The 12,651-nt window shown below is 71.8% G+C and carries 9 protein-coding genes; 1 reads left to right on the top strand and 8 read right to left on the bottom strand.

What is annotated here, in order from left to right:
* Positions 1–35 precede the first annotated feature (35 nt).
* The 8 genes from AB0J33_RS03540 to AB0J33_RS03505 form a co-directional block, all read right to left on the bottom strand.
* Positions 36–2,045 carry an FAD-dependent oxidoreductase gene (locus AB0J33_RS03540; RefSeq protein ID WP_363609398.1) on the bottom strand — a complete coding sequence of 670 codons (2,010 nt, stop codon included), beginning with the start codon at positions 2,043–2,045 and terminating at the stop codon, positions 36–38.
* 105 nt (positions 2,046–2,150) lie between these two features.
* Positions 2,151–2,831, bottom strand: a complete 681-nt coding sequence (locus AB0J33_RS03535) for a response regulator (RefSeq protein ID WP_363609396.1) — start codon at positions 2,829–2,831, stop codon at positions 2,151–2,153.
* A complete protein-coding gene (locus AB0J33_RS03530; RefSeq protein WP_363609394.1) occupies positions 2,828–5,380 on the bottom strand; it encodes a DUF4118 domain-containing protein in 2,553 nt (850 codons plus the stop codon). The genes AB0J33_RS03535 and AB0J33_RS03530 overlap by 4 nt, the downstream gene beginning before the upstream one ends.
* 72 nt (positions 5,381–5,452) lie before the next feature.
* Positions 5,453–6,334, bottom strand: coding sequence for a potassium-transporting ATPase subunit C (locus AB0J33_RS03525; protein WP_363609392.1), 882 nt, complete (start codon positions 6,332–6,334; stop codon positions 5,453–5,455).
* Positions 6,334–8,529 (bottom strand): potassium-transporting ATPase subunit KdpB, encoded by a 2,196-nt coding sequence (gene kdpB / locus AB0J33_RS03520; protein ID WP_363609390.1) that lies wholly within the window; start codon positions 8,527–8,529, stop codon positions 6,334–6,336. Before kdpB ends, AB0J33_RS03525 begins: the two co-directional genes overlap by 1 nt.
* Positions 8,530–8,549: 20 nt before the next feature.
* Positions 8,550–10,205, bottom strand: coding sequence for a potassium-transporting ATPase subunit KdpA (kdpA, locus tag AB0J33_RS03515; protein ID WP_363609388.1), 1,656 nt, complete (start codon positions 10,203–10,205; stop codon positions 8,550–8,552).
* Complete coding sequence (kdpF, locus tag AB0J33_RS03510) at positions 10,205–10,294, bottom strand: K(+)-transporting ATPase subunit F (RefSeq protein WP_036390805.1); 90 nt, start codon at positions 10,292–10,294, stop codon at positions 10,205–10,207. The genes kdpA and kdpF overlap by 1 nt, the downstream gene beginning before the upstream one ends.
* Positions 10,295–10,595: 301 nt before the next feature.
* On the bottom strand, positions 10,596–11,636 hold the full coding sequence (locus AB0J33_RS03505; RefSeq protein ID WP_363609385.1) for an SAM-dependent methyltransferase: 1,041 nt from the start codon (positions 11,634–11,636) through the stop codon (positions 10,596–10,598).
* Between the two features lie 72 nt (positions 11,637–11,708).
* On the opposite strand from AB0J33_RS03505, the gene AB0J33_RS03500 reads away from it, so the two are divergent.
* Complete coding sequence (locus tag AB0J33_RS03500) at positions 11,709–12,605, top strand: zf-HC2 domain-containing protein (RefSeq protein WP_363609383.1); 897 nt, start codon at positions 11,709–11,711, stop codon at positions 12,603–12,605.
* Positions 12,606–12,651: the final 46 nt, after the last annotated feature.

Here is a 12,651-nt window from a genome sequence, read left to right as displayed (position 1 = left end):
CCAGTCGACCCGGTCGTCCCGACAATCCCCGACGCTCAGGCGCGGACGAAGCGCACCGCGTCGGCGACCACGTGGCCGTCGGTGTCCTCGGTGCGGATCAGCACGCTGCCGTCGGTGCCCGCCGTGAAGGGGTAGGTGCCCAGCGGCACCCACTGGCCGCCCGACTGTCGCTGGTCGACCGTCCGCGTGACCAACCCCCCGGAGTACGCGATGTCCACCGGCACGTTGCTGGCGCGGTTCGGGTCGGCGGTCCAGCGCAGCTGCACGGTCCACGACCCGGAGGCCGGCAGGGTCGGGCGGAACCGCAGCCGGTTGACGCCCTTGGCGGTGTTGCCGTCGTGCTCGTAGTCGGAGCCGTAGTAGCCGCCGATGCTGGTGCTGCGCAGCCACGTCCCGGCCCGGGTGATGCCGCTGGACGCCGCGTTGTCCAGGATCACCTCGCTGGTGCTGCCCCATTCCAGCACCGCGCCGTCCTGCCGCAGCCGGGTCTGGAGGGCGGGCACGGAGACGGCCTGCACGGCGAGGCTCCCGGCGAGTGCCAGGGACGCCGCGGTGGCCGCCGCCTGCCCGAGGATCATGAACACGGGTTCCATCCGGATCGAGCCGTACGCGATGTGGCTCGCCGAGAGGCAGACCGGGACCAGCAGGTTGGCGCACTGCGCCTGGTGCGGCACGATCGCGCGATAGCTCACCGGGTACGGCGCGGGCACGCCGATCTGCACGTCCCCCTCGTTGCGGACCTTGCCGTCGACGACCACCCGCTGACAGTTGTGCGAGTCCATCGTGTAGCTGGCCAGCCCGACCGAGTCGGTGGCCCGCACCCGGCCCCGGCAGTCGGCCTCGGTCATCACGTACGCGGAGACCATCCGGCGGGCCTCGCGGATGTAGAGCAGCGGCGGCCAGCCACCCGTGCTGGTGAACTCGTCGACCGGCAGCCCCCAGCGGGCGGTCGAGTCGCGGACCGACGCCGGCAGTCGGGGGTCGTTGGCCAGGAACCACATCAGCCCCTGCTGGTAGGTGCGGTGCTCGGCGATGATGCTCTCCCGCGCCGCCCAGCTCGCCGTCGGGTACGCGTAGTTGAAGCCGATGTGGTCGGTCGAGACGGCGCCGTTGTTGTTGGAGTCGGTCTTCCCGCCGCCGATCGAGTGGGTGGTGAAGTACGGCCCGGTGTAGCCGGCCTGGATGTGCCGCAGCAGCAGCTCGTACCGGATCGGGTCGTAGCCGGACGGCTTGCCGAACGGGGTCCGGTTGGCCGCCTGGGTCAGGCACATCCGGAAGCAGTACGCCTGGATCCGGTCGTCGCCGCTGCCCTGCGGGGCGAGTGGCGTGGCCGAGATGCCCGGCAGCAGGCCGCTGGCGGGCGAGCCGGCCGTGACGTACGGGTCGACGGGGTAGGCGAACTGGTGGGTGTTGCGCGACTGCACCCCGTTGATCGTCTCGCCGTACGTGTCGTTGGACTCCCGCCCGACGGTGAACCCCACCCCGGCCATGGCCAGCAGGTCGCCCTCGTAGGTGGCGTCGACGAACACCCCGCCCCGGTAGATCGACCCGTCCTCGGTGCGCAGCTCGGTGATCCGGTTGCCGGTGCGGCCGAGGCCGGTCAGCCGGGCATTGATGATCACCGGCACGCCCGCCTCGGCCAGCATCTCGGCGAAGACGGCGGTGGCGACGTGCGGTTCGAAGGTCATCCGCAGCGGCGACGTCGGCGTGAGGGTGCCGCCGTGGTACTTCACGTACACCCGGCGGTAGAACTCGGCGGCCAGCCCGCCGATGGACGCCTGGACGCCGGTGTCGGTGGCGCCCAGCCCGGCGGTGCTCAACCCGCCGACGTGGCTGGTGGGCTCCACCACCACGGCGGTCCGGCCGAGCCGGCGCATGGTGATCGCGGCGGCCAACCCGCCGGAGGTGGCGCCGTAGACGACCAGGTCGGCGGTGGTGACGGCGGCCTGGGCGGGGTGCGCTCGGAACGGGTCGGAGAGACCGGCCAGGACGAGGCCGGCGCCGCCGGCGGTCAGCAGCCGACGACGGGACAGGGGCAGGGACACGGCGGGGCTCCCGAGGGGTAACCGGTGCGGGGGGACGGTTACAGAAGCACGCCGCTGCCGCTGCTGAACGAAATTCTTCAATCTCCGCCGGCGGGTGTCAACGGTTCACGGCCGGTAGCGGTAGCCCATTCCCGGCTCGGTGATGAGGTGCCGGGGGCGGGCCGGGTCGTCCTCCAGCTTGCGCCGCAGCTGGGCCAGGTACTGCCGCAGGTAGTTGGTCTCGTTCTGGTATTCCGGCCCCCACACGTCCTGGAGGAGCTGCCGTTGGCTGACCAGCTTGCCCGGGTGGCGCAGCAGCTTCTCCAGCACGCTCCACTGGGTGGGGGTCAGCTTGACCTCGGTGCCGTCGTCGCGCCGCACGGTGTGGTCGGCCAGGTCGACGGTGTGTTGGCCGATCCGCAGCGCCGGCACCGATTCGCTGGGCGCGCCGAGGCGGCGGGTCACCGCGCGGATGCGGGCCAGCAACTCCTCCACCCCGAACGGCTTGGTCACGTAGTCGTCCGCGCCCGCGTCGAGCGCCGCGACCTTGTCCTCGCTGCCGGCCCGGCCGGAGAGCACGATGATCGGCACGGTGGTCCATCCGCGTAGGCCCCGGATCACCTCCACGCCGTCGATGTCGGGCAGGCCGAGGTCGAGCACCACCAGGTCGGGTGGGTGACTGGCGGCGGCCTTCAACGCGGCGGCCCCGGTACCGGCGACGTCCACGTCGTACCGGCGGGCGCGCAGGTTGATCCGCAGGGCACGCAGGATCTGCGGTTCGTCGTCGACGACCAGGATGCGGGTCATTCCTGCGGCCCCTCCGAGCTGGTCTGCGCGGCAGCCGGCAGCCGCAGCACCATGGTGAGCCCACCGCCGGGGGTGGTCTCCGGGGTGATGCTGCCACCCATCGCCTCGGCCAACCCCCGGGACAGGGCGAGACCGAGACCGACGCCGGTCTGGTTGTCCCGGTCGCCGAGGCGTTGGAACGGCAGGAAGACGTGCTCCCACTGGTCCTCCGGGATGCCCGGCCCCCGGTCGATCACCCGCAGCTCGACCTGGCCGGCGTGGGCGCTGGCGGTGATGGTGGGCGGCTGGCCGGGCGGGCTGTAGCGCAACGCGTTGGCGACGATGTTGACCAGCACCCGTTCCAGCAGGCCCGGGTCGGCGGCGGCGGCCGGCAGGTCGGCCGGGATGTCCGTGCCGACGGTCGCGGCGGCCGGGCCAAGTTCGTCAAGTGCCAGGGGTACGGCGTCCTCCAGGCCGATCGCGGTCGCCGAGATGCCCAGCACGCCCGCCTGGAGCCGGCTCATGTCGAGCAGGTTGGCGACCAGCCGGGCGAGGCGGTCCAGCGACTCCTCCGCGGTCTCCAGCAACTCCTCGCGGTCGGACTCGTCGAACTCGATGTCGTGGCTGCGCAGGCTGGTCACGGCCGCCTTCGCCGAGGCCAGCGGCGTACGCAGGTCGTGGCTGACCGCGGCGAGCAGCGCGGTGCGCATCCGGTCGGCGGCGGCGAGGGGCCGGGCGGTGGCGGCCTCCTCGGCGAGCCGTTCCTGGCGCAGCGCGACGGCGGCCTGGGCGGCGAACGCCTCGACGATCCGCCGGTCGGCCGCCGCCAACCGCCGGCCGCTGAGTACGACGGTGATCCGGTCGTCGACGGGTACCGCCGTCTCGCCCCCGTCGGGGGTGCAGGCCGGTTGCTCGCCGACGCTGGCCACGACACACCAGGCGTGCTCCTCGCGGGCCCGCTCCGGACGTCCGCCGGCCTCCTCGGCCAGCTCCAGCACGCTCACCGCGCGCAGCCCGAACGTCTCCCGGAGCTGGTCGAGCAGGGCGGGCAGGGGTCGTTCGCCGCGCAGCACCCCACCGGCGACGGCGGCGAGGGTCTGCGCGTCGGCGGCGGCCCGCGCGGCCTCCCGGGTACGCCGGGCCGCCACGTCGACGATCCAGCTCACTGCGAGGGCCACCCCGACGAAGACGGCCAGGGCGAGCAGGTTGTCCGCCTCGGCGATGGTCAGCGTGCGGAAGGGCGGGGTGAAGTACCAGTTGAGCAGTAGCGACCCGCCGAGGGCGGCGACCAGGGCGGGCCACACCCCACCGACCAGCGCGACCCCGACGACCCCGGCGAGGAACAGCAGGATGTCGTTGGTCAGTGTCAGATCGGGCAGGGCCTTCAGCAGCACGGTGAGCAGCGGCATGCCCAGCACCGCCAGACCGAACCCGAGCAGCCGGCGGCGTCGGGACAGCGCCGCCGGCACGGCTGCCGCCCGGCGGCCCTTGCCGGCCTGCTTGTGGGTGACCAGGTGCACGTCGATCGAGCCGGAGAGCGCGGTGGTGGTCACCCCGACTCCCCGGGCGAAGATCTGCGCGAGCCGACCCCGCCGGCTGGCCCCGAGCACCAGCTGGGTGGCGTTCACCCCCTGGGCGAAGTCCAGCAGCGCGGCCGGCACGTCGGTGCCGAGCACCTGGTGGTACGTGCCGCCCAGGCTCTCCACCAGCACCCGTTGCCGGGCGAGCTGGGCCGGGTCGGCGCCGGCCAGGCCGTCGCTGCGGGCGACGTGCACGGCGAGCAGGTCGGCGCCCTTGCTGCGGGCGGCGACCCGGGCCGCCCGGCGGATCAGCGTCTCGCCCTCCGGGCCACCGGTCAGCGCGACCACGACCCGTTCCCGGGCCTCCCAGGTGGCGGCGATGCCCTGTTGGCTGCGGTACCGGTCGAGTTGCTCGTCGACCTTGTCGGCCAGCCAGAGCAGCGCCAGCTCACGCAGCGCGGTGAGGTTACCGACCCGGAAGTAGTTGCCCAACGCGGCGTCGATCTTGTCGGGTCGGTAGATGTTGCCGTGCGCCATCCTCCGGCGCAGCGCCTCCGGGGTCATGTCGACCAACTCGACCTGTTCGGCGGCGCGGACGATCTCGTCCGGCACGGTCTCCCGCTGGGTGGTGCCGGTGATCTGCGCGACGACGTCGTTGACCGACTCCAGGTGCTGCACGTTGACCGTGGACAGCACGTCGATGCCGGCGTCGAGCAGCTCCTGGACGTCCTGCCAACGCTTGTCGTGCCGGGAACCGGGCACGTTGGTGTGCGCCAGCTCGTCGACCACCGCGATCTCCGGGCGGCGGGCCAGCACCGCGTCCAGGTCCATCTCGGTGAACTCGACGCCCCGGTACTCCATCGCGCGTCGGGGCACCTGCTCCAGGTCGCCGAGCATCGCGGCTGTGTGCTGACGGCCGTGGGTCTCCACGAAACCGATCACCACGTCGGTGCCGCGCGCGGCCCGCCGCCGGGCCTCCTCCAACATGGCGTACGTCTTGCCGACGCCGGGGGCGGCCCCGAGATAGATGCGCAGTTCTCCGCGTGGCACGGGGTCCATCCTCCCTGCTCGGATCGGCGGGCGGGGCCGCGCCCAGTCGGCTCGGCCCCGCCCGCGGGGTGCTCAGCGCGGGGCGAACTGCTTGTCGAGGGCGAGGTTGAGTTCCAGCACGTTGACGCCGGGCTCACCCAGGAAACCGAGCGCCCGCCCGCCGGTGTGCTCCTCGACCAGCTTGCGGACCTCCGCCGGGTCCGCGCCGCGTTCCCGCGCGACCCGGTTCACCTGCAACTCGGCGTACGCCGGGCTGATCTGCGGGTCGAGACCGCTGGCGCTGGCGGTGACCGCGTCGGCGGGCACCGCCGGGTCGGCGGGCGCGTCGCCCCGGATCGGGGTGACCACCCCACCGGCGGCCACGTAGTCCTGGCCGGGCTGGGCCAACTCCACAGTCACGCCCTGGTACGAGGAGAGGAACGGCGTGGCCGGGGCGACCTGGTTGACGCTGACCACCCGGGTGACCGGGCCGGTCAGCCCGTCGGCGCGGAAGACCGCGAGCACGGCGCCCACCCCGTCGGCGGTGCAGAACGGTCGGCTGCCGTCCACGCCGTTGAGCTCGCCGACCTCCTTGCTGCGCGCGCAGACCTGGGTGAGCAGGCTCGCGCTGGACTCCTCCGGGTCGGTGGCGATGGTGTCGACCACGCTCTCCGGGCCCAGGTTGCTGGCCGAGGTGGCCCTCGGGTCGTAGCCGTCGCCGGCGGCCGACGGGCGGGACTGGAAGTAACGGCCGACGGGGTTGCCGTCCGCGTCGGTGAAGGACTGACCGATCAGCGCGCTGCCGACCGTCGTGCCGCCCGAGGTGATCAGCGAGCCGTCGGCCTTGTGGTCGAGGCCGGGCAGCTGACCTAGTGCGACCAGGGCCAGCGGGTAGACCAGGCCGAGCAGCACCGTGAAGACGAGCAGGGCACGCAGGGCGGCGAGGTGTTGGGCGATCCAGGTGGGTAGGCGCATCACGAAATCCCCGGGATGAACTGGATGAGCAGGTCGATGAGCTTGATCCCGATGAACGGCACGATGATGCCGCCCAGCCCGTACACCAGCAGGTTGCGGCTGAGCAGCTTCGACGCGGCGGCCGGCCGGTACCGCACGCCGCGCAGGGCGAGCGGGATCAGCGCGATGATCACCAGGGCGTTGAAGATGACCGCGGACAGGATCGCCGACTCCGGGCTGGCCAGCCGCATGATGTTCAGCGCGTCCAGGCTCGGGTAGAGGCCGGCGAACATGGCCGGGATGATCGCGAAGTACTTCGCGATGTCGTTGGAGATGCTGAAGGTGGTCAGCGCCCCACGGGTGATCAGCAACTGCTTGCCGATCTCCACGATCTCGATCAGCTTGGTCGGGTCGGAGTCGAGGTCGACCATGTTGCCGGCCTCCTTGGCGGCCGACGTGCCGGTGTTCATCGCGACCCCGACGTCGGCCTGGGCGAGCGCCGGGGCGTCGTTGGTGCCGTCGCCGGTCATCGCGACCAGCCGACCGCCCTCCTGCTCCCGCTTGATCAGCGCGAGCTTGTCCTCCGGCGTCGCCTCGGCCAGGAAGTCGTCCACCCCGGCCTCGTCGGCGATCGCCTTCGCGGTACGGGGGTTGTCGCCGGTGATCATCACGGTCCGGATGCCCATCCGGCGCATCTCGTCGAACCGCTCCCGCATGCCGGACTTGACCACGTCCTTCAGGTGGATGACGCCCAACGCGCGGGCCGGCTCACCGTCGACGTGCTCGGCGACGACAAGCGGGGTGCCGCCGGTGCCGCTGATCGCGTCCACGATCTCGCCGACCTGCTCGGTCGGGTGGCCGCCGTTCTCCCGTACCCACTTCATCACCGCGGCGGCGGCGCCCTTGCGGACCCGGCGGGCCGTGCCCACCGCGCCGCCGTCCACGCTGGCGTCCGGGGTGAGGTCGACGCCGCTCATCCGGGTCTGCGCGCTGAACGGCACGAAGGTGGCGTGCGGCATGACGCCGGGCTCGCGTTCGCGCAGCCCGAACTCGTTCTTCGCCAGCACGACCACCGAGCGCCCCTCCGGGGTCTCGTCGGCCAGGCTGGACAGCTGCGCGGCGTCGGCCACGGTCGCGGCGTCGACCCCCTCGACCGGTACGAACTCGGCGGCCTGCCGGTTGCCCAGCGTGATGGTGCCGGTCTTGTCCAGCAGCAGGGTGTTGACGTCGCCGGCCGCCTCGACGGCCCGACCGCTCATGGCCAGCACGTTGCGCTGGACGAGACGGTCCATGCCGGCGATGCCGATGGCGGAGAGCAGCGCGCCGATGGTGGTGGGGATCAGGCAGACCAGCAACGAGATCAGCACCACGCCGGTGACACCGGAGTCGGTGATCGCCCCGCTGTCCGGTGCCGCCGCCTGGTACGCCTTGGAGAAGATGGCCAGCGGCTGGAGGGTGACCACGGCCAGCAGGAGCATGACCGTGAGCGCGGCGAGCAGGATGTTCAGCGCGATCTCGTTCGGCGTCTTCTGCCGGTTGGCGCCTTCGACCAGGGTGATCATCCGGTCGATGAAGCTCTCCCCCGGCTTCTGGGTGATCCTCACGATGATCTGGTCGGAGAGCACCCTGGTGCCGCCGGTGACCGCGCTGCGGTCGCCGCCGGACTCCCGGATGACCGGGGCCGACTCGCCGGTGATGGCCGACTCGTCGACGCTGGCGATGCCCTCGACGATGTCGCCGTCGCCGGGGATGATGCCGCCCGCCTCGACCAGCACGACGTCGCCCTGGCGCAGCTGCGGCGCGGGCACCGCCTCGTCGCGGTAGGTGTTGGCCCGAGCGCCCGGCTTCCAGTCGATCAGCTGGGTGGCGATGGTGTCCTGCTTGGCCTGGCGCAGCGCGGCGGCCTGGGCCTTGCCCCGGCCCTCGGCGACCGCCTCGGCCAGGTTGGCGAAGACCACTGTCAGCCAGAGCCAGACGGTGATCGCCCAGGCGAACACCGACGGGTCGATCGCCGCGAGGACGGTGGTGAAGGCCGCGCCGACCTCCACGATCAGCATCACCGGGTTGCGCCACAGCGTGGTCGGGTCGAGCTTGCGTACCGCGTCCGGCAGGGACCGGATCAGCTGCTTGGGGTCGAGCAGACCTCCGCCGATCCGGTTGCCCTGGGTGGCGGGTGTGCCGGGGAGTTGCTCTGTCGGGGCGGACGTGACGGACATGTCCTCGTTCCTCATGGTGGTCAGAGCCCTTCTGCCAGCGGGCCGAGCGCGAGCGCGGGCAGGAAGGTCAGCGCGACGAGGACCACGGTGACGCCGACGACCATGCCGATGAACAGCGGTCGGTGGGTCGGCAGGGTGCCCTCGGACGCGGGGGTGGGTGCCTGGCGGGCCAGCGAACCGGCCAACGCGAGCACGAAGATGAGCGGCAGGAATCGGCCCAGCAGCATGCACAACCCGAGCGCGGTGTCCCACCAGGTCGTGTTGACCGTGATGCCGCCGAAGGCGGAGCCGTTGTTGTTGCTGGCCGAGGTGAACGCGTACAGCACCTCGGAGAGGCCGTGCGGGCCGACGTTGAGCGCCGTCGAGTTGTTTCCGGTGGCGAACGCCGCCGCCGTACCGACGAGCACCAGGATCGGCGTGATCAGGAAGTAGAGCGAGGCGAACTTGATCTCGCGCGAGCCGATCTTCTTGCCCAGGTACTCGGGGGTGCGGCCCACCATCAGCCCGGCCACGAAGACCGTGATCACCGCGAGGATGAGCAGGCCGTAGAGACCCGAACCGGTGCCGCCCGGCGCGACCTCGCCGAGCATCATGTTGACCATGGTCATCATGCCGCCGAGTGAGGTGAACGAGTCGTGGAACGAGTTGACCGCACCGGTCGAGGTGAGTGTGGTGGCGGCGGCGAAGGTGGCCGAGTTCGACACGTCGAAGCGCACCTCCTTGCCCTCCATCGCCGCGCCGACCGCCTGCGGGACCGTGCCGTGGCCGGCCAGCTCGAAGATGTTGGTGATGGCGACGCTGGCGAACGCGAGGATGCCCATCACCGCGGCGATGGCGTAACCCTGCCGGTTCTGCCCGACCATCCGGCCGAAGACCCGGGGCAGGCTGAACGGGATCAGCAAGATCAGGAATATCTGCAGCCAGTTCGTCCAGGTGGTGGGGTTCTCGAACGGGTGCGCGCTGTTGACGTTGTAGAAACCGCCGCCGTTGGTGCCCAGCTCCTTGATGACTTCCTGGCTGGCCACCGGGCCACCGGTGATGGTCTGGGTGCCGCCGGTCAGCGTGCTCACGTCGGTGCCGCCGGAGAGGTTCTGCACCGCCCCGCCGATCATCAGCGCGATCGCGCCGAGCACCGCGATCGGCAGCAGAATCCGCAGCGTGATCCGGGTCAGGTCGACCCAGAAGTTGCCGAGCTGCCCGGTGCGGCTGCGGGCGAAGCCGCGGACCAGCGCGACCGCCACCGCGATGCCGACCGCCGCCGAGACGAAGTTCTGCACGGCCAGGCCGGCCATCTGCACCAGGTGACCCATCGTCGACTCACCCGAGTACGACTGCCAGTTGGTGTTGGTCACGAACGACACGGCCGTGTTCCACGCGCCGTGCGGCACCACCGGGTCGAACCCGAGCGACAGCCACAGGTGGTTCTGCACCCGCTGGAACAGGTACAGGAACAGGATCGAGACCGCGGAGAACGCCAGCACGCTGCGGGCGTACACGCCCCAGGTCTGCTCGGCGGCCGGGTTGACTCCGACCAGTCGGAAGATGCCCCGCTCGACCCGCGACTGCCTGGTGCCGGAGACCGCCCGGAACATGTGGTCACCGAACGGCTTGTAGACGGCGACCAGAGCCGCCACCAGCGCCAGCACGAAGATGACGCCCGCTGTTGTCATGCTCATCAGAAGCGCTCCGGAAACAACAGGGCGAACACCAGGAACGCGCCCAGGACAATCGCGAGCACCAAACCGACGGCGTTGACCGCGTTCACAGCTTCTCCACCGCCCGGACCACCAGGGCGAGCACTGCGAACAGCGCCACCGTCAGGATCACGAACACCACGTCAGACACGCTGACTCCTCATACCGGAAAGGTTCGTCGCGACCGCCTTCCGGTCGCGCCGGGCAATCAAAGCCCCACCACCCGCCGGACGGCAGGGGTCATAACGCGACCATGACGGCGGCGCACCTTTTCTTGACGTGGTTTTCACACCTGCCTGGTGAGCAGGTGAAATGCGGCACAGAGCCGCGGTTGGAGGGGTGGCGCGGTGCGGGCGGAGGTGCGCGGCCGGGTCAGGCCGGGCGGCGGGCCACCAGCACGTCCCGCATGATCGACTGGTCGACCCGGTGCCGCAGCGCGCGGTAGGGCTCGGCGTCGACCACGGTCAGGCCGGCGTCGGCCAACGCCGCCGCCGCGTCGTCGCGGCTGGCCACGTGGGTGTTCCAGGAGACACCGAGCGCACCGCCGGGGCGCAACAACCGGGCCCAGACCGGCGCGGCGTCCGCGAGCAACGCCAGCGGGTCGCGGGTCAACCCCTGCCCGGCGGTACGACTACCGTGCTGCACGCCGTACGGGGCGTCGGCGACGACCAGGTCCACGGTCTCCGGGCGGAAGAACTCGGCCGAGCGGGCGGTGTCGGCGTTGACCACGTCCAGCAGCTGGGTCCGGCCGGCCTTGTGCTCCTCGCGGGTCGGCGCCAGCTCGATCCGCACCCGCCGGCCGACGACCTTGCGCTCCCGGCGCACCGGCCCCGACTCCAGCACCCGGTGCTTGACCCGCTTCTGCTTCAGCCAGGTGGTGATGAACGCCCGGTACGCCTCGACGTCCTTCTGGTCGCGTTCGATTCCCGCGGCGTCGAAGCCGTACATCAGCGCCTGGTTGAGGGTGGTACCCCGACCACAGAGCGGGTCGAGCACCCGGAACCGCCGGCTGGTCATCTCGGTCGCCCAGTCCGAGGCGAGCAGGGTCACGTTGAGCAGCAGCTTGGTGAACTGCTCGTTGGTCTTGCCCGGGTACTTCTGGATGGTGAGCAGGTCGTCGTCGTAGCGGTCCAGCCGGCTCCACTCGATCGGCCGCAGCAGCTCGCCCACGATCTCGAACAGCGCGTACCCGGCGGAGAGATTGCCCAGGACGGCCAGGTCACGCTCCGTCAGCTCGTCCCCGGTGAAGGTGACGTAGGACGCCCCTCCGACGACCTCGGTGTCCAGCTCGCCGATCCGGCCGTCGAGCGCCGACCGGCCGAAGATCTCCAGCTCGGCCCGGGTGAGGTCGATGGCGGCGCGGGCGTACACCCGGTTGGTCGCGGGCAGGATCAGCAGGCCGTAACGCGTCATGATCCGGCGAGTATTCCACAACCCGTCACGGTCGCCGGGAACCGGAGCGGCTGTCGGAGCGACTACCGATACATGGGGTGTGAGCAGTGGCGGGAGGTCCTGTCCGCGCAGCTGGACGGGGAGGAGACCGCCGCCGAACTGACAGCGGCGCAGGGGCACCTCGACGGGTGTGCCGAGTGTCGGGCCTGGTTCACGGCGGCGACCGCGGTGACCCGTCGGATCCGTACCCGGTTGGTCACCGAGGTGCCCGACCGGACGGCGGCGATCCTGGCCGCCACCAACGCGGCCCCGGCCCGCCGGTCGCGGTGGCGGCGCGGGACCGGCCGTTCCCGGCTGATCGCCGGCCTGCGGCCGACGTTCGGGCGTGCTGGGTCGGCCGGCGGCCTGCGGAAGGCGTTCGGGCGTGGTCCGCTCGTCGCCGGCCTGCGGTCGGCGCTCGGGCTGCTCGGCGCGGTGCAACTGGTGCTCGGCCTGGCCCAGGTGGGCCGGGGCGCGACCGCCGACCACCTGCACCCCACCGGTCAGCACCTGTGGCACGAGTCGGCCGCCTGGAACGTGGCGGTCGGCGCCGGTTTCCTCTTCGTGGCGGTGCGCCGCAGCCCGCCGGCCGGGCTGCTGCCGATGCTCAGCGCGTTCGTGGGCACGCTGCTGCTGCTCTCGGTGAACGACCTGGCCACCGGATCGGTGGACGGGGAACGGCTGATCAGCCACGGCTTCCTGGTGGTCGGCTACCTGATCACCGTGCTGCTGTCCCGGCCCGGTCTGCGCCCCGGTGGGCCCGCGCCGCAGCGGCAACCGACATCGTCGCGCTGGCGGTTCGGGGCCGACGAGGTGGACCGGCCACTGCGCGTGGTCCGTCCCGACGCCTATCCGGCGCAGGCCGCCGACCGTTTCGCCGCCCCTGCGGCGCGGATCAGCCCAGCCGCCCCGGCGGCCCAGGGAGATCGGGCCGGGCGTCGCGCGGCCTGAGCGGCCCAGCCCACCCGGCGGCGCGGATCGGCCCAGCTGCACGGGC

Origin of the sequence: Micromonospora sp. NPDC049645, from assembly GCF_040675155.1 — a bacterium.
In the GTDB taxonomy this organism is placed as follows: Bacteria; Actinomycetota; Actinomycetes; order Mycobacteriales; family Micromonosporaceae; genus Micromonospora.
Note: the sequence above shows the minus strand (reverse complement) of the source record. Positions and strands in the feature narration are given on the sequence as shown.

Bases quoted from the DNA above. Each gene is read 5' to 3' on its own strand.
- AB0J33_RS03535 (WP_363609396.1), bottom strand. From the start codon at position 2,831: ATGACCCGCATCCTGGTCGTCGACGACGAACCGCAGATCCTGCGTGCC.
- AB0J33_RS03525 (WP_363609392.1), bottom strand. From the start codon at position 6,334: ATGCGCCTACCCACCTGGATCGCCCAACACCTCGCCGCCCTGCGTGCC.
- kdpB (WP_363609390.1), bottom strand. From the start codon at position 8,529: ATGTCCGTCACGTCCGCCCCGACAGAGCAACTCCCCGGCACACCCGCC.
- kdpA (WP_363609388.1), bottom strand. From the start codon at position 10,205: ATGAGCATGACAACAGCGGGCGTCATCTTCGTGCTGGCGCTGGTGGCG.
- AB0J33_RS03505 (WP_363609385.1), bottom strand. From the start codon at position 11,636: ATGACGCGTTACGGCCTGCTGATCCTGCCCGCGACCAACCGGGTGTAC.
- AB0J33_RS03500 (WP_363609383.1), top strand. From the start codon at position 11,709: ATGGGGTGTGAGCAGTGGCGGGAGGTCCTGTCCGCGCAGCTGGACGGG.